Annotated in this window: 20 protein-coding genes and 2 tRNA genes; 16 read left to right on the top strand and 6 right to left on the bottom strand. The window is 44.6% G+C overall.

Annotation, left to right across the window (positions count from 1 at the left end):
* Positions 1–63 precede the first annotated feature (63 nt).
* The 11 genes from AB4589_RS00640 to luxS all read left to right on the top strand — a co-directional run bounded on the left by AB4589_RS00640 (position 64) and on the right by luxS (position 11212).
* Positions 64–140: transfer RNA gene (locus tag AB4589_RS00640), tRNA-Arg, on the top strand.
* Between the two features lie 71 nt (positions 141–211).
* Positions 212–288, top strand: a tRNA-Arg gene (locus AB4589_RS00645).
* Positions 289–663: 375 nt separating this feature from the next.
* The gene (locus AB4589_RS00650; protein WP_004741884.1) at positions 664–921 is read left to right on the top strand and encodes an oxaloacetate decarboxylase subunit gamma; all 258 of its coding nucleotides are present in this window, start codon (positions 664–666) and stop codon (positions 919–921) included.
* A 31-nt stretch (positions 922–952) separates the two neighbouring features.
* Positions 953–2737: a sodium-extruding oxaloacetate decarboxylase subunit alpha gene (gene oadA, locus AB4589_RS00655; protein ID WP_009847618.1), complete on the top strand. Its 1785-nt coding sequence runs from the start codon at positions 953–955 to the stop codon at positions 2735–2737.
* Positions 2738–2746: 9 nt separating this feature from the next.
* Complete coding sequence (locus AB4589_RS00660) at positions 2747–3877, top strand: sodium ion-translocating decarboxylase subunit beta (protein WP_009847617.1); 1131 nt, start codon at positions 2747–2749, stop codon at positions 3875–3877.
* 173 nt (positions 3878–4050) lie between these two features.
* On the top strand, positions 4051–5004 hold the full coding sequence (locus AB4589_RS00665; RefSeq protein WP_372099100.1) for an NADP-dependent oxidoreductase: 954 nt from the start codon (positions 4051–4053) through the stop codon (positions 5002–5004).
* A 6-nt stretch (positions 5005–5010) separates the two neighbouring features.
* A complete protein-coding gene (locus AB4589_RS00670; protein WP_017097357.1) occupies positions 5011–5472 on the top strand; it encodes a YqaA family protein in 462 nt (153 codons plus the stop codon).
* Between the two features lie 9 nt (positions 5473–5481).
* Complete coding sequence (locus AB4589_RS00675; RefSeq protein WP_372099101.1) at positions 5482–8340, top strand: M16 family metallopeptidase; 2859 nt, start codon at positions 5482–5484, stop codon at positions 8338–8340.
* Between the two features lie 99 nt (positions 8341–8439).
* Positions 8440–10008, top strand: a complete 1569-nt coding sequence (gene gshA / locus AB4589_RS00680; RefSeq protein WP_009847614.1) for a glutamate--cysteine ligase — start codon at positions 8440–8442, stop codon at positions 10006–10008.
* Positions 10009–10018: 10 nt separating this feature from the next.
* The gene (locus AB4589_RS00685; RefSeq protein ID WP_083994557.1) at positions 10019–10669 is read left to right on the top strand and encodes a hypothetical protein; all 651 of its coding nucleotides are present in this window, start codon (positions 10019–10021) and stop codon (positions 10667–10669) included.
* A 24-nt stretch (positions 10670–10693) separates the two neighbouring features.
* Positions 10694–11212, top strand: a complete 519-nt coding sequence (luxS, locus tag AB4589_RS00690; RefSeq protein ID WP_009847612.1) for an S-ribosylhomocysteine lyase — start codon at positions 10694–10696, stop codon at positions 11210–11212.
* Between the two features lie 323 nt (positions 11213–11535).
* Here the strand turns inward: luxS and AB4589_RS00695 are convergent, their stop codons facing one another.
* The gene (locus AB4589_RS00695) at positions 11536–12807 is read right to left on the bottom strand and encodes an HlyC/CorC family transporter (protein ID WP_371709500.1); all 1272 of its coding nucleotides are present in this window, start codon (positions 12805–12807) and stop codon (positions 11536–11538) included.
* A 127-nt stretch (positions 12808–12934) separates the two neighbouring features.
* The gene (locus tag AB4589_RS00700; RefSeq protein ID WP_372099102.1) at positions 12935–13729 is read right to left on the bottom strand and encodes an inner membrane protein YpjD; all 795 of its coding nucleotides are present in this window, start codon (positions 13727–13729) and stop codon (positions 12935–12937) included.
* A 200-nt stretch (positions 13730–13929) separates the two neighbouring features.
* Here AB4589_RS00700 and ffh point away from each other — a divergent pair, with 200 nt between their 5' ends.
* The 5 genes from ffh (at position 13930) to rplS (ending at position 17546) form a co-directional block, all read left to right on the top strand.
* Positions 13930–15324, top strand: a complete 1395-nt coding sequence (ffh, locus tag AB4589_RS00705) for a signal recognition particle protein (RefSeq protein WP_004735506.1) — start codon at positions 13930–13932, stop codon at positions 15322–15324.
* Between the two features lie 212 nt (positions 15325–15536).
* The gene (gene rpsP / locus AB4589_RS00710) at positions 15537–15785 is read left to right on the top strand and encodes a 30S ribosomal protein S16 (protein ID WP_004735508.1); all 249 of its coding nucleotides are present in this window, start codon (positions 15537–15539) and stop codon (positions 15783–15785) included.
* 26 nt (positions 15786–15811) lie between these two features.
* Positions 15812–16366: a ribosome maturation factor RimM gene (gene rimM, locus AB4589_RS00715; protein WP_009847609.1), complete on the top strand. Its 555-nt coding sequence runs from the start codon at positions 15812–15814 to the stop codon at positions 16364–16366.
* 26 nt (positions 16367–16392) lie between these two features.
* Entirely contained in the window at positions 16393–17133 is a 741-nt protein-coding gene (gene trmD / locus AB4589_RS00720) for a tRNA (guanosine(37)-N1)-methyltransferase TrmD (RefSeq protein ID WP_004735512.1), read from the top strand.
* A gap of 59 nt (positions 17134–17192) precedes the next feature.
* Positions 17193–17546 carry a 50S ribosomal protein L19 gene (rplS, locus tag AB4589_RS00725; protein WP_009847607.1) on the top strand — a complete coding sequence of 118 codons (354 nt, stop codon included), beginning with the start codon at positions 17193–17195 and terminating at the stop codon, positions 17544–17546.
* 329 nt (positions 17547–17875) lie between these two features.
* Here rplS and yacG read toward each other — a convergent pair whose 3' ends face one another.
* From yacG to AB4589_RS00745, 4 genes are all read right to left on the bottom strand, one after another.
* A complete protein-coding gene (gene yacG / locus AB4589_RS00730; protein WP_017056605.1) occupies positions 17876–18073 on the bottom strand; it encodes a DNA gyrase inhibitor YacG in 198 nt (65 codons plus the stop codon).
* Positions 18074–18317: 244 nt separating this feature from the next.
* A complete protein-coding gene (gene zapD / locus AB4589_RS00735; protein WP_371709501.1) occupies positions 18318–19058 on the bottom strand; it encodes a cell division protein ZapD in 741 nt (246 codons plus the stop codon).
* A 26-nt stretch (positions 19059–19084) separates the two neighbouring features.
* Entirely contained in the window at positions 19085–19699 is a 615-nt protein-coding gene (gene coaE, locus AB4589_RS00740; protein ID WP_371709502.1) for a dephospho-CoA kinase, read from the bottom strand.
* Positions 19700–19701: 2 nt separating this feature from the next.
* On the bottom strand, positions 19702–20571 hold the full coding sequence (locus AB4589_RS00745) for an A24 family peptidase (protein ID WP_086048774.1): 870 nt from the start codon (positions 20569–20571) through the stop codon (positions 19702–19704).
* Between the last annotated feature and the right edge of the window lie 31 nt (positions 20572–20602).

Raw genomic sequence — 20602 nt, forward strand, 5'->3', positions numbered from 1 at the left:
GGTTTTCATTAATCCTGATGTTGAACGTTTAGTTTTAACTTTATGCTCAATATCAAAACCGTTGCGCCCTTAGCTCAGCTGGATAGAGTACCTGGCTACGAACCAGGCGGTCGGAGGTTCGAATCCTCCAGGGCGCACCACTATTTAGGGTTTTCATTAATCCTGATGTTGAATGTTTAGTTTTAACTTCATGCTCAATATCGAAACCGTTGCGCCCTTAGCTCAGCTGGATAGAGTACCTGGCTACGAACCAGGCGGTCGGAGGTTCGAATCCTCCAGGGCGCACCACATTATTAGAGAAAGCCTCGTTTTTACGAGGCTTTTTTTATGTCCGCTATAAATTTGTTGCAACAATGTTAAATTTGTGGTGTTTTTAACTTGTTGTATTTAAAGTAATTCTTGATTGCTTCTTTGTTATTCCACCTTTCTCATATCAATTCTCAGAAAAGCCCCGTTTAAGTCACAGTTTAAATATCTAAAAATGACTCATTTGACAGATTTATGTGATCTGATAGGCGAATAATTAACCTTATGTGTGCGTTATCCGTAACAGAACCTTAAACAAAATTGACAAACTTTTACCAATCGAGATAATCCATGGGTCGGGATCACTATTCGCTGAAATCCTGTACGTATGTCAGGATGACGAAGAAAGGAAGCAACATGACTAATATTGGAAGCCTGCTAGGAGATGCGGCGACTCTAATGATAACGGGGATGTCCGTTGTCTTTATTTTCTTAACTATTCTAGTTTACCTCGTTCGGTTGATGTCAAAACTGGTACCAGAAGAAGTACCGGAGCCGATCGCAGCACCTAAAAAAATTCAAAAATCACAATCAAACCCTTCAGCTGTTAGTCCACAGGTAGTGGCAGCAATTTCGGCCGCGGTTCATCAATACCGTGCGTCTACTGCTAAGTAGCATTTAAAGGATTAAAAAGGAGTTTATGAGCATGTCTAAACCACTAGCTATCACAGATGTGGTACTTCGTGACGCGCACCAGTCACTATTTGCTACTCGTATGCGTATCGAAGATATGCTGCCAATTGCGGCAGAACTGGATAAAGTCGGTTACTGGTCACTTGAGACTTGGGGCGGCGCAACGTTTGATTCGTGCATCCGTTTTCTTGGAGAAGATCCGTGGGAACGTTTACGAGAGCTGAAAAAAGCGATGCCCAACACACCAATGCAGATGCTACTGCGTGGTCAAAATTTATTGGGTTACCGTCACTACGCGGATGATGTAGTAGAAAAGTTTGTTGAACGTGCCCATAGTAACGGCATGGACGTATTCCGTATTTTTGATGCGATGAATGACGTACGTAACTTTGAAACCGCAGTGAAAGCAACGATTGATGTTGGCGGCCACGCTCAAGGTACGTTGTCTTACACAACCAGTCCGGTTCACAACTCAGATACGTGGGTTGATTTGGCTAAGCGGCTAGAGGATCTAGGTTGTCATTCACTATGCATCAAAGATATGTCAGGTTTATTAAAGCCCTATGAAGCGGAAGAGCTAATCACTCGCATCAAAGCGTCTTGTGATGTGCCTCTAGCGCTGCATAGCCACGCGACAACGGGTCTATCAACCGCTACAGCCGTTAAAGCTGTTGAAGCGGGTATTGATATTCTAGACACCGCAATCTCTTCTATGAGCTGTACTTACGGCCATACACCAACCGAAACGGTTGTTGCTATGCTAGAAGGCACAGAGCGCGACACGAATCTCAAACTAGACCAAATCGAACCAATCGCGGCTTACTTCCGTGATGTACGTAAAAAGTATGCGAAATGGGAAGGCCAGCTAAAAGGTGTCGACTCTCGAATCTTGATCGCTCAAGTTCCTGGCGGCATGTTAACCAACATGGAAGGCCAGCTTAAAGAGCAAGGCGCTGCCGATCGCATGGATGAAGTTCTAGAAGAGATCCCACGCGTACGTAAAGAGTTGGGTTACATTCCTTTGGTAACACCTACTTCTCAGATTGTCGGTACTCAAGCGGTTATCAACGTTCTAACGGGTGAGCGCTACAAGAGCATCACTAAAGAGACTGCGGGTCTACTGAAAGGCGAATACGGTCAAGCTCCTGCTGAGGTTGATGCTGAACTGCAAGCGAAAGTGTTAGATGGTGCTGAGCCAATCACGTGTCGTCCTGCTGATTTACTTAAGTCTGAAATGGATACGTTAACGACTGACCTTTTAGAAAAAGCGAAATCAGATGGTATTTCACTCGCTGAAGATACCGTTGATGATGTACTGACGTACGCACTATTCCCACAAGTGGGTCTTAAGTTCCTTAAAAACCGTCACAACCCTGAAGCGTTTGAACCTGTACCAACGGCTGAAGCTGCAACTCCTGTTACGGCTGCACCACAACCTGCTGCTGGCGGCATTGAGAGCTACAGCGTGAAGGTTGATGGTCAAGTTTATGATGTTGAAGTTGGCCCACAAGGTGAACTGACATCGGTATCTCCATCAGCGAAACCAGCACAAGCGGCTCAAGCAGCACCTGCTGCGGCTTCTGATGCAGAAGCGGTTCCAGCTCCATTAGCCGGCAACATCTTTAAAGTCATCGTTCAGGCGGGTGCTGAAGTTGCCGAAGGTGATGTACTGCTGATCCTAGAAGCGATGAAAATGGAAACGGAAGTACGAGCTGCTCGCAGTGGTATCGTTCAAGAATTGAATGTTAAAGAAGGCGATGCAGTTACTGTAGGCGCTCCACTACTAAGCTTAGCGTAAGGGAGTACCATGGAAGGATTGATGACCTTATGGTCTGAAACAGGGATTGCTAACTTTGAGTTCGGCCAGATCTGTATGATGTTGGTTGGTTGCTCACTGTTGTTTTTGGCAATTCGCAAAGGGTTTGAACCTTTACTGCTGTTACCTATTGGTTTTGGTGCTGTATTAGCCAATATTCCAAATGCTGGATTCACGGATCCCGGCGGTTTGCTTTACTACGTTTACTACATTGGTATTGAAACTGGCATTTTTCCACTGCTGATCTTTATGGGTGTTGGAGCGATGACGGACTTTGGTGCGTTGATTGCTAACCCTAAAACACTGTGGCTCGGGGCTGCTGCTCAGTTTGGTATATTCGCAACACTATTTGGCGCGATCTTGCTGAACTATGTACCAGGAATGGAGTTCTCAATGGCAGATGCTTCGTCAATTGCGATCATTGGTGGTGCCGATGGCCCAACCGCGATCTTTTTGGCGAGCAAGCTATCTCCTGATCTATTAGGTGCGATTGCGGTAGCGGCGTATAGCTACATGGCTTTAGTTCCTATTATTCAGCCACCAATCATGAAAGCGTTAACGTCTCCTGAAGAGCGCCAAATTAAGATGGCTCAACTTCGTCATGTAAGCAAAGCTGAGAAGATCCTTTTCCCGCTAGCTGTACTGCTGATGACGATTTTGTTCCTACCTTCAGCAACCCCTCTAGTAGGTATGTTCTGTTTGGGTAATTTAATGCGTGAAGCGGGTGTGGTTGATCGTCTTTCAAAAACAGCCCAAAACGAACTGATTAACGTTGTGACTATTTTCCTTGGCCTAGGTGTTGGCTCTAAGCTTCAAGCGGATACGTTTTTGAACTTAGAGACACTGGGTATTCTAGGTTTAGGTGCGGTGGCATTTAGTATTGGTACGGCTGGTGGTGTATTGATGGCGAAGTTGCTGAACCGCTTCTCGAAAGAAGACATTAACCCACTGATTGGCGCCGCTGGTGTATCAGCGGTTCCGATGGCGGCTCGTGTTGTGAATAAGGTTGGACTTGAGGCAAACCCTCAGAACTTCCTGTTGATGCATGCGATGGGTCCGAACGTAGCGGGTGTACTTGGTAGTGCCGTTGCTGCGGGTATCCTATTAGCTCTCGTAGGTTAATGAGCTACTTGGCTATGCTGCTCGTTACGTTAATTGGTCGTCAATTTACGCATGAGCGGTTAACTTCGCCTTATTAAATGGTTTATAGTCAAAGGGATGCTTTCGCATCCCTTTCTTTTTATTAATTAGGGTGCTTACTCATCAGGGCTTCTATCAATCAAGGAAATGTGGAAATGGAAAATAAACAGATTGCGATTACTCAATTCGGCGGCGTCGAAAACCTCAGTATTCAAACCAGTGCTATTCCTGAGCCAAAGGCCGGAGAAGTGGTGGTTAAAGTTTCCTTTTCAGGCATTAATCCTATTGATGTGAAAACCCGTGCAGGCCTTGGTTGGGCGGCAGCACAAAACAAAGACAACCTTCCTTGGGTTCCTGGTTACGATATTTCAGGGCAAATTGTCACGCTAGGCGAACAGGCAGAGCGTTTTACTGTTGGTGATAACGTAGCTGGCTTTATTGGTTTTCCACTGCAAGGTGGCGGTTATAGCCAGTATGTGTGTGTTCCAGAAGTCGCATTAAGTATGGTCCCAGACTCGGTTGCGTTAGAAGCGGCTGCAGCTTTACCACTCGCTAGCCAAACCGCAGCACAAGCGCTTAACAAAGCGGAAGTGAAAGAGGGCGATCGCGTACTCATCTTAGCGGGCGCCGGCGGCGTTGGTCACCTTGCGGTTCAAATCGCAGTGGCTGCAAAAGCTGAGGTTTACACGACCTGCAGTGAAGCCAACCTTGATTACCTTGCTACGTTAGGCGCTCATGCTATTAACTATCAATTTGCGCCAGCATCGGAAAGAGTCTCTGATGTTGATGTACTGATTGATTTAGTGGGTGGTGATACCGCGCTTGATGCGTTGAAGTGTTTGAAAGATGGTGCGAGAGTGGTAACGGTGCCTACGCTGTCTGCTGAATTAATTTGCGAGAAAGCGACATTATTGGGTTTCACTGCTTCAGGTATGCTCGTTGAGCCAAATCCAGAGCAAATGGACACTATGCTTTACATGGTTAGCGTAGGATTGCTCAAAACAGAAATTCAAACTATCTACCCGTTAGATGAAGCACAGTCGGCGCATCTACAAGTAGAAACCGGACACACCAGAGGCAAGGTACTACTTAAAATGGAAGAAGGTTAATATGCAGTGCTAGAGTTCTTTAATTCTCTTTTTGAAAACATAGCGTTGTGGTTTTCTGACTCGGCGCTGTGGGTGCTCTTCATTAGTGGCTTCTTGAGTGCCACATTGTTACCAGGGGGCTCAGAAGCAAGCCTTGTGGCAGCATTGAGCTTAGAACAGTTCTCAACATCATCAATCATTCTTCTGGCGACACTCGGTAATACTTTAGGCGGGCTGACCAACTATTGGATTGGTTTGTGGCTGCCTAATCGAACTCAATCTGAAAAGCATGGTCATAAGGCTATGGCTTGGCTGAGCCGCTATGGCTATTGGACACTGCTATTCAGTTGGTTGCCGATCATTGGTGACCCTTTGTGCTTAGCCGCGGGTTGGTTAAGAATGAAATTTATTCCTAGCGTTATTTTGATAGCGATTGGCAAAGCCGCTCGCTACAGCTTACTTGCTGCTATCTACTTCGGTTTTTTCTAAGGAGAACCTATGAAAAAGGTTTTACTTGGTACATTTTCTCTTATCGCCATTGCAGGCTGTTCTTACAATGTACCTAGCTCTACACCCTTCTTTTCCTCGTTACCTGAAGGTGTCACTCTGTTAGAAGAGGTTAAGCCTTCTAAAGATAAAGTGGTGATCCCTTACACCAAATATCAGCTTGAAAACGGCCTGACAGTTATTCTTTCCCCTGATGATTCTGATCCTCTTGTACATGTGGATGTTACCTATCATGTCGGCTCAGCTCGTGAAGAAATAGGCAAATCGGGCTTTGCTCATTTCTTCGAACACATGATGTTCCAAGGCTCTGAGAACGTCGGTGACCAGCAGCACTTTAAGATCATTACCGAGGCGGGTGGCTCGTTAAACGGCACGACTAACCGTGATCGTACTAACTACTTTGAAACCGTTCCATCTAACCAACTTGAGAAAATGTTGTGGTTAGAATCAGACCGAATGGGTTTTTTATTGGATGCGGTTTCTCAGAAGAAATTCGAAGTTCAAAGAGGCACGGTTAAAAACGAACGTGCTCAAAGTTATGAAAACCGTCCTTATGGCTTGATGTGGGAACGCATGGGTGAAGCGCTTTACCCTGAAGGTCACCCTTACTCATGGCAACCAATCGGTTATGTGGAAGATCTAGACCGTGTTGATGTGAATGACCTTAAGGCGTTCTTCCTACGTTGGTACGGCCCAAATAATGCGGTACTGACTATCGGTGGTGATATCGACGTTGATGACACGCTAGAGTGGGTTAATCAGTACTTTGGCCCAATCCCTCAAGGTCCGGAAGTTAAGGCTGCTGAGAAGCAACCAGCTGTTCTAACAGAAGATAAGTACATCACGTTAGAAGACAACGTTCGTCAGCCGATGGTGCTTGTTGGTTGGCCAACAACCTACCGGGGTGAAGATACGCAAGCTTCACTGAATGCGCTGTCTAACGTGTTAGGTTCAGGGACCAACAGTTATCTGTACCAAAACCTCGTAAAAACGCAAAAAGCGGTGAGTGCAGGCTCTTTCCACGATTGTGCAGAGCTCGCTTGTACTATGTATGTCTATGCGATGGGTGACTCAGGTGAAAAGGGGGATTTGACGGTTCTAAATAAAGAACTGATGGAAACCCTAGAACAATTTTCGAAAGGCGGTGTGGAACAAGATCGTCTAGATCAAATTACCGGCATGGCTGAAGCGAATGCGGTGTTTGCACTGCAAAGTGTTAGAGGCAAGGTTTCACAGCTCGCGTCAAATCAAACCTTCTATGGCCAGCCTGATCGTATTGAATCACAACTCGATCAAATCCGAGCTGTTACCCCTGAAAGCGTAAGCAAGGCGTATCAAGATTTTATCGAAGGTAAGCACAAGGTTACCTTGAGTGTGGTTCCTAAGAAAAAACTCGACTTAGCGGTTCGCGAGGCTACATTTAGCACTCCTGCTCGTACCCTTCCTGAATACAGCAAAGTGACAGAAGAACAATTGGATTTCAGAAAGGCACCGAACACATTTGATCGCAGCGTGATGCCCGAAGTGAACTTTGGTGTTGAAGCGACCATGCCTGAGCTGTATCGCATGCATTTTGCAAATGGTACTGACTTGATTGGTACTGTGACCAGCGAAACGCCGACAGTGCAGCTACAAATTCAACTCCCTGCGGGTGAGCGCTATGTTGGTAAAGGTCAAGAGGGTTTGGCGAACCTAACTGCATCAATGATGGAAGAAGGTTCGACTAAACGAACGGTTGAAGAGTTACAGGCGACCTTAGATAAGCTGGGTAGTAGCGTTAGCATTAGTGCTGGCAGTTATACCACAGATATTTCAGTCTCGACGTTAGAGAAAAACCTGCCTCAAACCTTAGCGATCGTGCAAGAAGTTCTATTTGAGCCTAAGTTTGATGTTCAAGATTTCGAACGCGTTAAGAGTCAGATGTTAGAAGGCGTAGTCTACCAGCATCAACAACCGAGCTGGATGGCTTCTCAAGCAACCCGAGAAGTGTTGTTCGGTAGCAGTATTTTTGGTCGAGCGAGTGATGGCACCAAGGACTCTCTAGAATCGTTAACTCTAGACGATGTAAAACTGTTTTACAGTCAGCACTATACTCCTGAGGGAGCTAATATTGTTATTGTAGGGGACATCTCGAAGGAGGAGGTTGGAAAGCAGCTTCAGTTCTTTGAAGAATGGCAAGGTGACGCTGCACCACTCACTCGTCCACAGATCATCAAGGAGCTTTCGGGGCAGAACTTGTACTTAGTGGATAAGCCGGGAGCACCACAAAGTATTGTACGCTTAGTTCGTAAAGGGTTACCGTTTGATGCGACCGGTGAATTGTATTTAAGTCAATTGGCTAACTTTAATTTAGCTGGTAACTTCAATAGCCGTATCAACCAGAACCTGCGTGAAGACAAGGCCTACACTTACGGTGCAAGCGGTTACTTTGCGAGTACGCGTGAAACTGGTGCGGTAGTGTTTAGTGCTCAAGTTAGAGCCAATGCGACGGTTCCATCGATTCAAGAGTTTATTGCTGAGCTAAATGAATTTAGTCAGAGTGGATTAACTGACGAAGAGGTGAAATTTATGCGCCTTGCCGTCGGTCAACAAGATGCGCTTAAATACGAAACACCAAGTCAAAAGGCTGGATTGTTGAGTAATATTGTTACGCTGAGCCTTGATGAAGACTACCTACAGCAGCGCAACCAGATAGTAGAAACGGTTTCAAAAGAGACTTTAAATGAGCTCTCGAAGAAATGGTTTGACCCGAATGATTATCAAATAATTGTTGTTGGTGACGCGACTTCGCTGCGCCCTCAATTAGAAAAGTTAGATATTCCAATAGAAGAGCTTGAAATCATTCGTTAGAGTACACATTAAAGGGGGAGGGAAGAGATTCTACTTTTCTCCTCCAACCTAATTTATGATAGTTCTAATAAGAACAATATAAGATAAGTGAACAGAATTTTGACTGATTTTGCTGCGCGACTAAAGCAAGTTGCAACCAACCCTAAGACCTTCTCTCAATTTGGTCGTGGTGTTGAAAGGGAAACATTGCGCTACACGGAAGATGGGCATCTTGCTACTGGGCCGCACCCTAAGGCTTTAGGATCTGCGTTGATGAACGAATGGGTAACGACCGATTTCTCTGAGTCGCTACTGGAGTTTATCACGCCTGTTTCTAACGACGTTCCGACGCTTTTGAATCAGTTGTCTGATATCCATCACTTCACTCAAACCAAGTTAGACGGCGAAAAGCTGTGGCCACTCTCTATGCCTTGTTATGTGGGGAGTGAAGATTACATTCAGCTTGCGCAATACGGTACTTCTAACAACGGTAAGATGAAGACGCTATATCGTGAAGGCCTAAAGCGTCGCTACGGTAGTCTGATGCAGATTATTTCGGGTGTTCACTTCAACTTCTCTTTCCCAGAAAGCTTTTGGGACAGTCTGTTTGGAGAGCAAACCGAAGAAGCGCGTTGCGAAGCTAAATCAGATGCGTACTTCGGTTTGATTCGTAATTACTACCGCTTTGGTTGGTTAATCCCATACTTCTTCGGTGCTTCACCTGCGCTATGTTCTTCTTTTATCAAAGGAAGAGAAACCAACCTACCTTTTGAAAAGGTTGGAGAAACACTGTATCTACCCAAAGCAACGGCATTGCGCTTAAGTGACCTTGGTTACACCAACAGTGCGCAAAGTGTACTGAAGATTGGCTTCAACAGCCTAGACCAATACCTTGAAGGTTTGAATCAAGCGATTCGCACACCATCAGAAGAATTCGCTGAGATTGGCACTAAGGTTGATGGGGAATACCGTCAACTAAATAGCAACGTACTGCAAATTGAGAATGAGCTTTATGCTCCAATCCGTCCTAAGCGTGTGGCGAAAAGTGGTGAGAAACCATCTGAAGCACTGGCTCGTGCTGGCGTTGAGTACATCGAGGTTCGCTCTTTAGACGTAAACCCATTCAGTTCAATTGGTATCAATGAACAGCAAGTTCGCTTCTTAGATTTATTCCTAACGTGGAGCGTGTTATCAGACTCTGCTGAAATGGATAACTGCGAGCTTGAATGCTGGCGCGATAACTGGAATAAGGTGATCTTAGAAGGTCGTCAGGTTGGTTTAGAGCTCAAGATTGGTTGTGATGGCGAAAGACTGTCCCTGCAAGACTGGGCTAAAAATGTATTCAAAGATCTTCGAGTTATCGCTGAGTTGATGGATGCTGAGCAAGGTGGTCGTGCATACCAAGAAACGTGCGATACGCTTGAAGCCTGGATTGATAACCCAGAGTTGACCATTTCTGGCCAGTTATTAGAAGAGACCAAGAAATTGGGTGGTTTGGGTAAAGTGGGTTGTGCGTTAGGAAAAACGTATGCTCAACAACACAAGGCACACCAATATAAAGTTTATTCTGCTGAGTTAATGGAAGCGGAAGTTCAACGCTCTGTCATTGCTCAACAGCAAAGTGAAGAAGCGAGCACTCAAGATTTTGATAGTTTCTTAACGGACTATTTTTCATATTTAAAAGCATAGCGAGACTTTGGTGGAAAGGAAGCAAACCTTATTAGGTCAGTCTACTCATGTGGGTGGAAAATGGTTACCTGTCGTGACTGTTGGTATTGTCTCTAGCCTATTGGTTGGATGTGCGACGCCTCCTCCTAAGCAGCAAAATAATATATGCAGCATCTTCAGAGAGCACCCTTCTTGGTATGAAGATGCGGTCGATATGCAAGATGAGTGGGGCACACCGATTAACGTCGCGATGGCTTTTGTTAAACAAGAGAGCAGCTTTCGACATGATGCGCGTCCACCAAAAGATTATATTCTTGGCTTTATACCGTGGGGAAGAGTCAGTAGTGCCTACGGCTATGCACAAGCTCAAGACCCTGCTTGGGAAGACTTTCAAAAAGCGACCAATAATGGTGGTTCGAGAACCAATTTTGATGATGCATTGATGTTCATTGGTTGGTACACCAGCGAGACGCGCCGTCAGTTAGGGATCTCATTATGGGACCCGTATAACCAATATCTGGCTTATCATGAAGGTCGTGGTGGCTATAAACGCAAATCATACAACAGCAAACCATCGTTGATTAAGGTGGCTCGCAAAGTCGAACAGCAAGCAAAAGATTATGGATGGCAACTTAAACAGTGCCGAAAAGAACTAGAAGACAATCGAAGTTGGTTTTTTTAAAGCCAATCGTCATGGAGAATAGCAATGCCTTTATTAGATAGTTTTACTGTTGATCATACGCGCATGAACGCACCTGCAGTTCGTGTTGCTAAAACAATGCAAACCCCAAAAGGGGATACCATTACGGTATTTGACCTGCGTTTTACTGCGCCAAACAAAGATATCCTATCTGAGAGAGGTATTCATACTCTCGAGCACCTATACGCTGGGTTCATGCGTGCTCACCTCAATGGCTCTGCGGTTGAGATCATTGATATTTCGCCTATGGGTTGTCGTACCGGTTTCTATATGAGCTTGATTGGTACGCCTTCAGAGCAGCAAGTGGCTGAAGCTTGGTTAGCGGCTATGCAAGACGTACTGAAAGTTGAGAACCAGAATAAGATCCCTGAGTTGAACGAATACCAGTGTGGTACTGCGGCAATGCATTCCTTAGATGAAGCTAAAGAGATTGCGAATGCAATCATCGCTACCGGTATTTCAGTAAACAAAAATGATGAACTGGCATTGCCAGAGTCGATGCTTCAAGAGCTTAAAATCGACTAATCACTTTTCTTTACTTTAGATGCGCTTCACTCTAGATACATTTCAATCTAGAGGCAGAGCGAGTTAGATACTAAAAGGCCCGGTTCAATGAGCCGGGCCTTTTGTTGTAGAGGGACTTAGTTGGTAACTCAGTTGGTTATACCAATCGTAGTAAATAACTGGTCACCCTAGCTTGCTAAAACGCTCGATAACTACGTTAGAATTTTTGATTGTAGAATAACTACTTATCGAAAAATTCTGCCTTGTTCTCAAGCCTTTTCCCTACGCTATTTTTGATCACTTACTTACTGTGATTGGTATTACTCTCATCTAATGAGTCGCCTCTATCCGGTTACGATCTGCGGAAACACACGCACCAGCTTGATGCGATTCTCTTCGAGCTCAACAATTTCCATTGGATGGCTGGCAACCTGAACACTCAGGTGACTCTCTGGAATATCTTCAAGATGCTCCAGTATCAAACCATTAAGTGTTCTTGGTCCATCGGTAGGCAGTGCCCACTGCAAACCTTTGTTGATATCTCGGATATTAGCGCTGCCTTCAATCAAGAAGCTACCATCGCTTTGCGGTGTGATCTCTTCAGATAAACTTGGTGCGATTGAAGTCGTAAATTCGCCCACGATCTCTTCGAGAATATCTTCGAGGGTAACCAAACCGTTAATATCGCCATACTCATCAACAATCAAACCGATACGCTGTTTGTTGCGTTGGAATTTAAGCAGTTGGGTGTTAAGCGGTGTCGCTTCCGGAATAAAGTAGATCTCATCTGCAGCACGCAGCAGGGTCTCTTTATTGAATTCGTTCTTTTCGAGCATCAAGCGATAAGCTTCACGTAGCCTCAGCATGCCAACTACTTCATCTATCTGATCACGGTACAACACGATGCGACCATGAGGTGAATGAGTGAGCTGACGCACGATCGATTTCCAATCATCATTGATGTCGATGCCGGTGATCTCGTTACGTGGCACCATTATGTCATTCACGGTGACGTGTTCTAAATCGAGAATAGACACCAACATATCTTGGTGACGCTGTGGTATTAGGCTACCCGCTTCATTTACTACGGTTCTGAGTTCTTCTGAGCTTAGATGATCGGTTGCATCATGGTTAGCTTTAACGCCTAAGATACGAATGAAGCCATTGGTAATAAAGTTGACCAAGATAACCAATGGCGACAGCACCTTCATCAGTATTATTAATAGAATACTGCTGGCGTAAGAAACTCGTTCAGGGAAAAGAGAAGCGATGGTTTTTGGTGTAACCTCAGCAAACACGAGGATCACTAGGGTCAGGGCTCCGGTTGCGATTGCAACACCGATATCGCCGTAGATACGCATACCAAGAATAGTCGCGATCGCGGATGCAAGAATATTGACGAGATTGTTGCCGATGAGAATAAGGCCAATCAATCTGTCTGGGCGACTTAGAAGTTTTTCTACGCGTTTGGCACCTTTATGACCCGTATTGGCCAAGTGCTTTAAACGGTAGCGGTTCAAGGACATCATGCCCGTTTCGGAACCAGAGAAATAACCAGAAATTACAATGAGACACGCGAGTAGCGCAAATAAGATACCCGTTGATATGTCGTCCAAAACTATTCTTTTCCTTTTTGTGTATCTTGATTAATTTATGACCGAACATGGTCGAGATGTCAATTGAATGTATCGTACTCAATATTTTAAAGGCAAGGTGTGTGAGACCTTGCCTTCATTATACAGACTAATTCAGGATTATTTCCTGAACGAAGCGGCTACCGAAGTAAGCTAATGTGAGCATGGTGGCACCCGCAAGGGCAAACCATGTGACTTTTTGCCCACGCCAACCTTTCTGATAGTGACCCCAAAGAAGGATGGAATAGATAACCCAAGCTATAAAAGACAATACTGCTTTATGTGCTTTACCTTGAGCAAACATATCTTGTACGAAGATAAGTCCAGTTAATAAAGTACCTGTTAACAAACCATTACCGATTAAAATGATCTTGAAAAGCTGTCTTTCCACCATCATTAAAGGAGGTAGGTTAGGGTTTATCACTAACGCTTTTTTCTTTTTAAGTTTGTGATCTAGCCACGCGAGTTGCATAGCGTATAGCGCACCGATGGTAAGTGTCGCGTATGAGAACAGAGCTAAAGATATGTGTAGCAACAGCTTTGGGTCATTCTCTAAGTGTTTGATGAAGGTGCTAGGAAGAAAAGTGGCAGCCATTAGATTTAGAGCAGCGAAGCTATAAACAACCGGCAAGATGAACCACAAACGTGTTTTGAGCATAGCACCGCTCATGACCACAGATATGATTAAACTGATTAAAGAAGCAACGTTTAAGATACTGAGGTTTTGACCACTGGCATTAAAGATTAAATCGCTAAGCAACCAAGCATGGAAAGCTAAAGCAAGTAATGCGCTGATAAACACCGTTTTTACACGGATTCCTGTTTGGTGCACGAGACCTGGAATGATCGTGAAAATCGCCATTGTATAAAGAAAGGCTGCTGCGATCGCAATAAGACTGTCCATGGTATCCATTTAAATGATTACTAATTGGCGAATTATACCTCGCATCGCTCTTTGGGGCTATGGTGAACCTCATTCAATTCCAAGTGAATAATGTCTCACATCACATGCGTGGATGATTAACGCTCCACAACGGGTATGACTCTAATCCGCGCTAATGTATACTCACAGTAATAGTCGCAGTTTTGAGCGAAGAGAAAACTATGTTTGATAATTTAACGGATCGTCTATCCAAAACGCTGAAAAACATCAGCGGTAAAGGTCGCCTGACCGAAGACAATATTAAAGAGACGCTGCGTGAAGTACGTATGGCGCTACTTGAAGCCGACGTTGCACTGCCAGTTGTCCGCGATTTTGTTAAGCGCGTAAAAGAAGGCGCTGTGGGTGTCGAGGTTTCTAAATCTCTAACACCTGGTCAAGAATTCATTAAGATCGTTCAAGCTGAACTTGAAGCTGTGATGGGAGAGTCTAACGAGGCTCTTGACCTAGCAGCACAACCGCCAGCAGTTATCTTAATGGCAGGTCTACAAGGTGCGGGTAAAACCACATCGGTAGGTAAGCTATCTAAGCTCCTGACTGAGCGTGATAAGAAGAAAGTTTTGGTTGTGTCTGCCGACGTTTACCGTCCGGCCGCGATCAAACAGCTTGAAACCTTAGCAAGCGATGTGGGTGTCGACTTCTTCCCATCTTCAGCTGACCAAAAGCCTCTTGATATTGCAAACGCTGCAATCGACCACGCGAAGAAGAAATTCTACGATGTGCTAATTGTCGATACTGCCGGTCGTTTGGCTATCGATGAAGAGATGATGGGTGAAATCAAAGAGCTTCATACTGCCATTAAACCAGTAGAGACGCTGTTCGTTGTTGATGCTATGACAGGTCAAGATGCTGCGAATACTGCAAAAGCCTTTGGCGATACGCTACCACTAACCGGTGTTATCTTAACGAAAGTGGATGGTGACGCGCGTGGTGGTGCTGCACTGTCTGTTCGTCACATCACAGGTAAGCCGATTAAATTCTTAGGTGTTGGTGAAAAGACTGACGCATTAGAACCATTCCACCCAGATCGTGTTGCTTCTCGCATCCTAGGTATGGGCGACGTACTGTCGCTTATTGAAGATCTACAGAAAAACGTTGATACCGAAAAAGCAGAGAAGCTGGCTAAGAAGTTCAAAGAGAAGAAAGGCTTTGACCTTGAAGACTTCCGTGAGCAACTTGGTCAGATGAAAAACATGGGCGGCATGATGGGCATGATGGATAAGCTTCCAGGCATGTCTCAACTACCAGACAACGTTAAAGATAAAGTTGATGACAAGATGTTCAAGCAAATGGAAGCGATCATCAACTCTATGACAATGAAAGAGCGTCAGCGCCCAGACCTAATCAAAGGCTCACGCAAAAAGCGTATTGCTGCAGGTTCTGGTACGCAAGTACAAGATGTAAACCGTATGCTTAAACAGTTCACTCAAATGCAGAAGATGATGAAGAAAATGCAGAAAGGTGGAATGAAAGGCATGATGCGCAACATGCAAGGCATGATGGGCGGCGGTGGAGGTATGGGCGGAATGGGTGGTGGTTTTAACCCGTTTGGCCGATAATCTACAAATGTAAGCTTTAGCTACGTTACTTTTCATAGTGTTAGCCGTGTCACAGAAAGTGAGCGGTGGCTATGTTGGTGAAAAAATAGCTAAAGCCCTTGCATTGCCCCGGAATAAGAGTAAAATTCCGGGGCTTTAATTTGGCACGAGACCCCAAGCTATTTACTTATACTTGGGGTTAATTATTTTATTAAGAAAGCAAAGAGGACGACATGGTAACCATTCGTTTGGCACGTCACGGTGCAAAGAAGCGCCCATTTTATCAAATCGTAGTTGCGGATAGCCGTAACTCTGTAACTGGCCGTTTCATCGAGAAAGTAGGTTTCTTTAACCCTACTGCTCAAGGTCAAGAAGAAGGTCTACGTCTAGACCTAGATCGTGTTAACCACTGGGTTGGTCAAGGCGCATCTCTATCTGACCGCGTAGCTAAGCTAGTTAAAGACGCTCAAAAAGCGGCTTAATTCTTTTTTAAAAAGAGAAATAGCTTATGTCGATGAAGGGTAAAGAAACGATGAGCGAGCAAAACGAAAGAATTGTTATGGGTAAACTTGGGTCTACCTATGGTATTCGTGGCTGGCTTAAAGTGTTCTCCTACACAGACAATGCTGAAAGCATATTTGATTACAGTCCTTGGTATTTAAAGCTAAAGGGCGAGTGGGTTGAGTATAAAGTTGAAAGCTGGAAACGTCATGGTCAAGGCTATGTATGTAAGCTAGCGGGATTAGATGTACGTGAAGACGCGCAACTGATGACCAACTTTGAAATTGCTATTGACCCTGCTTCATTACCTGAATTGTCAGAAGATGAATTCTACTGGCGCGAATTGTTCGGTATGCAAGTTTTTACCACTAAAGGTTACAACCTTGGTGAGGTCACTGACCTATTAGAAACTGGCTCGAACGATGTTCTAGTAATCAAAGCAAATCTTAAAGATGCTTTTGGCCAAAAGGAACGGTTAATCCCGTACCTTGAAGAGCAAGTGATCAAGAAAGTTGATCGCGAAGCTCGCCGGATCGAAGTTGACTGGGATCCTGGATTCTAACTCCAAATTACAGAGCGAGAGAACACATGTGGGTTGGCATTATTAGCCTTTTTCCTGAAATGTTCCGTTCTGTTACTGATTTTGGAGTAACAGGTCAAGCGGTTAAAAAAGGTCTTTTATCTATTGAGACATGGAATCCTCGCGATTTCACTCATGATAAACATCGCACTGTTGATGATAGACCTTACGGTGGTGGTCCTGGCATGTTAATGATGGTTCAGCCTTTGCGCGATGCTATCCAAACAGCCAAACAGGCAGCACCGGGAAAGACGAAGGTTATCTACCTTTCACCTCAAGGTCGTAAACTCGACCAGAAAGGTGTTGAAGAGTTGGCAACAAACGAGAACTTGCTTCTTATTTGTGGCCGCTATGAAGGGGTAGATGAGCGCATTATTCAATCTGAAGTCGACGAAGAATGGTCGATTGGCGATTTTGTGATGACGGGTGGCGAACTGCCAGCCATGACGTTGATTGATTCAGTCTCTCGGTTTGTTCCGGGTGTACTTGGAGATTTCGCATCAGCAGAAGAAGATTCTTTTGCAAATGGTTTGCTAGATTGTCCCCATTATACGCGCCCTGAGGTGCTAGACGATAAAGATGTGCCATCGGTACTCAAGTCTGGAAACCATAAGGACATTCGTCGCTGGCGATTGAAACAATCGTTGGGCCGAACTTGGCTAAGAAGACCAGAACTCCTGGAAAACCTAGCTCTGACTGACGAACAGGAACAATTACTGGCTGAATTCATTAAAGAGCAACGCTCTTAACGAAAAGCAAGCAGTAACCTATTAAATTTAGTATCAGTTTATTCTAGGAATTTATACAAATGAGCAACATCATCAAGGCTCTTGAAGAAGAGCAACTAAAATCAGACCTTCCTAAATTCGCACCAGGTGACACTGTTGTAGTTAAGGTTAAGGTAAAAGAAGGTGACCGTGAGCGTCTACAGGCTTTCGAAGGCGTTGTAATCGCTATTCGTAACCGTGGTCTACACTCTGCATTCACAGTTCGTAAGATCTCGAACGGTGAAGGCGTAGAGCGTGCGTTCCAAACTCACTCTCCAATGGTTGATAGCATCGAAGTTAAACGCCGTGGTGCAGTACGTCGTGCCAAGTTGTACTACCTACGTGAGCGTTCTGGTAAGTCAGCTCGTATTAAAGAGAAGCTTACTAAGAAGTAATTCTTTTTGCATTCTATCGATAAAAGCGGAGCCATTTGGCTCCGCTTTTTTGTGTCTGCTATTTAGAGTCTCACAGGTAAGAGATCTCCAACTTGCTCGTTCCTCACTCTTGAGGATGACGAATGACAAGCCTTGATAGGCAGTCGAACCACTGGGGAGTTTTTTGTTACGGGCAACCAGAGCTGTCATTCCCTAGACTGACGAAGGAAGGAGTAGGAAATCTCTACTCATACCATTTTACCGGCAATAAAAAAGGATTGCCGTAAACGCCAACCCTTCAAAATTTACTCGCTACTCGCTACTCGCTACTCGCTACTCGCTACTCGCGCCTAGTGTGGGTCTTCCGACCAACCATCGCTATCCGACATGTCTGGAGCACCAGCGATGCTGTTCTCTTCGTCAGCCCATTCCCCGAAATCAATCATCTGACATTGCTTGCTGCAAAACGGGCGGTGCGGGCTTTGTTCGCCCCATTCAACGTCAGTGTTACATTGAGGGCATTTAACGATGGTGATTTTCTTCGACATAGTGATTCTTAATTTGAAGGTGTAGTAATACCAATCGTAGCAAATAACTGGTCATCCTAGCTTGTTAAAACGCTCGATAACTTCGTTAGAAATTTTGATTGTAGAATAACTACTTATCGAAAATTTCTGTCTTGTTCTCAAGCATTTTTCCTACGCTATTTATGAACACTTACTTACTGTGATTGGCATAAGAAATAGTTTAGGCTCGAGTGAAGGCTTAAGCCAAACTATAAAAGGAAATTAATTAGCTGCAGACAGCCAATTCAAATTCGATGTCTTGTGTGCAGGCTTGCCCAGTTTCAAAGCTCATAAACTTAATGGCGAAGCGATTTTTATGCCCTGAGATCATGGGGTAGGCGCCATATTGCATCGGGATTGAAAGACGAAGGATATTTGCTTCTTCAGCATCACTCTGGAAGAAACCTGTACGAGCGATCTGATCCTTAAAGTGACCTGTCTCTCTGGTGAGCTTCAACCATAGTGTTAGTGCTTCATACAGAGGCTGTAGGCTATCCATCCATGTCTTAGCATCTCTAACTCTCTTATCAAGAGGAAGATGAAGCCAATAATGTAGAGCCGGTAAATCAAAGCAACATGAGCCACCTGGCAAGTTAAAGCGTTGACGAATAGCGCTAAGGAAGCGGTCCTCTTTTAATGATTGCCCAAAACGTTCCGCCTGCATCAGTTCACGATAGATATGACTAATATCATTGAGCAATGATGTCAGCATCTCTTGATCGACACCTTCAACATCTAACCAACTTTTATAGGTTACACGCTGTTTTTCAATATCTTTTGCGAGTTCGCTCTTAAGTTGTATCTGTTCGAATATTTCAATCAGATCAAAGATAGAACGGAAAAAGAGTTGATACTGTTGAGCATCGGAAAATGCAGAAGACAGGTGTAACTGCCTCAAGAGTGATTCAACTCTTAAGTAGATGCGTGTTTTCTCATTTAGAGGATGTTCAAATTTGTGGGTGATCATCGAGCAAACCTTCATTCAACATTGTTCTATTCTGACCCATCTACTGCACTGATTGCCAGATACTTTTGATGTAAATCTGTGATTTGAGGCAAAAGTTCTTGGTTTTTAGTATGGTTTTTAATCACGTCATCTGCAACTGCTAAGCGCTGTTCTCTTGATGCCTGTGATTTTAAAATTGATTTAACTTGTTCCCTAGGAACATTATCGCGACTCATCGTACGTTCTATTTGCACTTCTACCGGCACATCAACGATTAATACGCGATCGGTCATGCCTTGCATTTGGTTTTCAACCAATAGCGGTGCGACTAATAAAGCATAAGGGGATGTGACTTTAGACAGGTCACTGTCAATTTTGTCGCGGATCATAGGGTGAAGCAGTTCATTGAGCCATTGTTTCTCTGTGGGATCAGAAAAGATCACTTCGCGCAGTTTAGCTCGGTTTAGCGCCCCATCTTCGAGCAATACCTCTTCACCAAAATGAGTCGCAATCTGTTTTAGACCTTCACTGCCCAACGCCACCACTTCACGTGCCACGATATCAGCATCGACAATATCAATGTGAAAATGTTCGCTGAAGAGATTAGCTACCGTCGTTTTACCACTGGCGATCCCACCGCTTAATCCGATAATGATTGCCATGATTAAATCCCTAGTACAGAAGTGAAATACCAACCCATGATGTCATTGCCCCACATCAAACTTACCCAACCCGCAATCGCAAGGTATGGGCCAAACGGGAAGGCTTTATCTATGCCTTGCTGTTTCAAGCGAAGTTGAATCAAGCCGAAAACCAAACCGACAAGCGACGACAAAAGGATGATCATCGGCAGATGTTGCCACCCCAGCCATGCACCTAATGCGGCTAGGAGTTTGAAGTCTCCATATCCCATGCCTTCTTTGCCTGTTAGTAGCTTGAACAACCAATAAACAGACCACAAAGCTAGATAGCCAGCCATTGCGCCAACGACGGAATCTTGAAGCGATACAGGACTGATGTTAAACAGTGCCAAAGCGATACCAGACCAAACTAAAGGTAAGGTGATTTGATCAGGTAACAGCATGGTATCTAGGTCGATAAAGGTTGCGGCAATCAATGCAAAGGTGAAAAAAATCAAAGCAATGGCGTAGTAACTGAAACCAAAGTGGCTAGCCACTACGGTGCATAGTATTGCAGTCAGCAGTTCGACCAATGGATAGCGAGCACTGATTGGGTTAGCACAGCTATGACACTTACCTTTCAAGAACAACCAGCTTAATACTGGAACATTGTCGACGATTCTTAATTGGGTTTTACATTTCGGGCAAGCCGAACGAGGGATACTGAGATTGAACTTCCCCTCTGGCGCTGGAATTTTATATTGAGAGAAATACTCCGAGCACTCTTGTTGCCACTCTCGTTCCATCATAATCGGTAAACGGTGTATGACTACGTTGAGGAAACTGCCAATAAGAAGGCTAAAAATGAAAGCTAATACGGGGAATAGCCAAGGATAGTAGTGAAATACTTCCATAGTGTCCTTTACCACTTAATCAATACAAGCA

Origin of the sequence: Vibrio sp. 10N.222.49.A3, from assembly GCF_041475145.1 — a bacterium.
GTDB classification, from domain to species: Bacteria; Pseudomonadota; Gammaproteobacteria; order Enterobacterales; family Vibrionaceae; genus Vibrio; species Vibrio tasmaniensis_A.

What these genes read in the sequence shown, in the direction of transcription:
- AB4589_RS00665 (WP_372099100.1), top strand. Translation starts at nt 4,051, where the DNA reads ATGGAAAATAAACAGATTGCGATTACTCAATTCGGCGGCGTCGAAAAC.
- ffh (WP_004735506.1), top strand. Translation starts at nt 13,930, where the DNA reads ATGTTTGATAATTTAACGGATCGTCTATCCAAAACGCTGAAAAACATC.
- oadA (WP_009847618.1), top strand. Translation starts at nt 953, where the DNA reads ATGTCTAAACCACTAGCTATCACAGATGTGGTACTTCGTGACGCGCAC.
- zapD (WP_371709501.1), bottom strand. Translation starts at nt 19,058, where the DNA reads ATGATCACCCACAAATTTGAACATCCTCTAAATGAGAAAACACGCATC.
- rimM (WP_009847609.1), top strand. Translation starts at nt 15,812, where the DNA reads ATGTCGATGAAGGGTAAAGAAACGATGAGCGAGCAAAACGAAAGAATT.
- AB4589_RS00660 (WP_009847617.1), top strand. Translation starts at nt 2,747, where the DNA reads ATGGAAGGATTGATGACCTTATGGTCTGAAACAGGGATTGCTAACTTT.
- rpsP (WP_004735508.1), top strand. Translation starts at nt 15,537, where the DNA reads ATGGTAACCATTCGTTTGGCACGTCACGGTGCAAAGAAGCGCCCATTT.
- AB4589_RS00650 (WP_004741884.1), top strand. Translation starts at nt 664, where the DNA reads ATGACTAATATTGGAAGCCTGCTAGGAGATGCGGCGACTCTAATGATA.
- rplS (WP_009847607.1), top strand. Translation starts at nt 17,193, where the DNA reads ATGAGCAACATCATCAAGGCTCTTGAAGAAGAGCAACTAAAATCAGAC.
- trmD (WP_004735512.1), top strand. Translation starts at nt 16,393, where the DNA reads ATGTGGGTTGGCATTATTAGCCTTTTTCCTGAAATGTTCCGTTCTGTT.
- luxS (WP_009847612.1), top strand. Translation starts at nt 10,694, where the DNA reads ATGCCTTTATTAGATAGTTTTACTGTTGATCATACGCGCATGAACGCA.
- AB4589_RS00700 (WP_372099102.1), bottom strand. Translation starts at nt 13,729, where the DNA reads ATGGACAGTCTTATTGCGATCGCAGCAGCCTTTCTTTATACAATGGCG.
- yacG (WP_017056605.1), bottom strand. Translation starts at nt 18,073, where the DNA reads ATGTCGAAGAAAATCACCATCGTTAAATGCCCTCAATGTAACACTGAC.
- AB4589_RS00675 (WP_372099101.1), top strand. Translation starts at nt 5,482, where the DNA reads ATGAAAAAGGTTTTACTTGGTACATTTTCTCTTATCGCCATTGCAGGC.
- AB4589_RS00745 (WP_086048774.1), bottom strand. Translation starts at nt 20,571, where the DNA reads ATGGAAGTATTTCACTACTATCCTTGGCTATTCCCCGTATTAGCTTTC.
- coaE (WP_371709502.1), bottom strand. Translation starts at nt 19,699, where the DNA reads ATGGCAATCATTATCGGATTAAGCGGTGGGATCGCCAGTGGTAAAACG.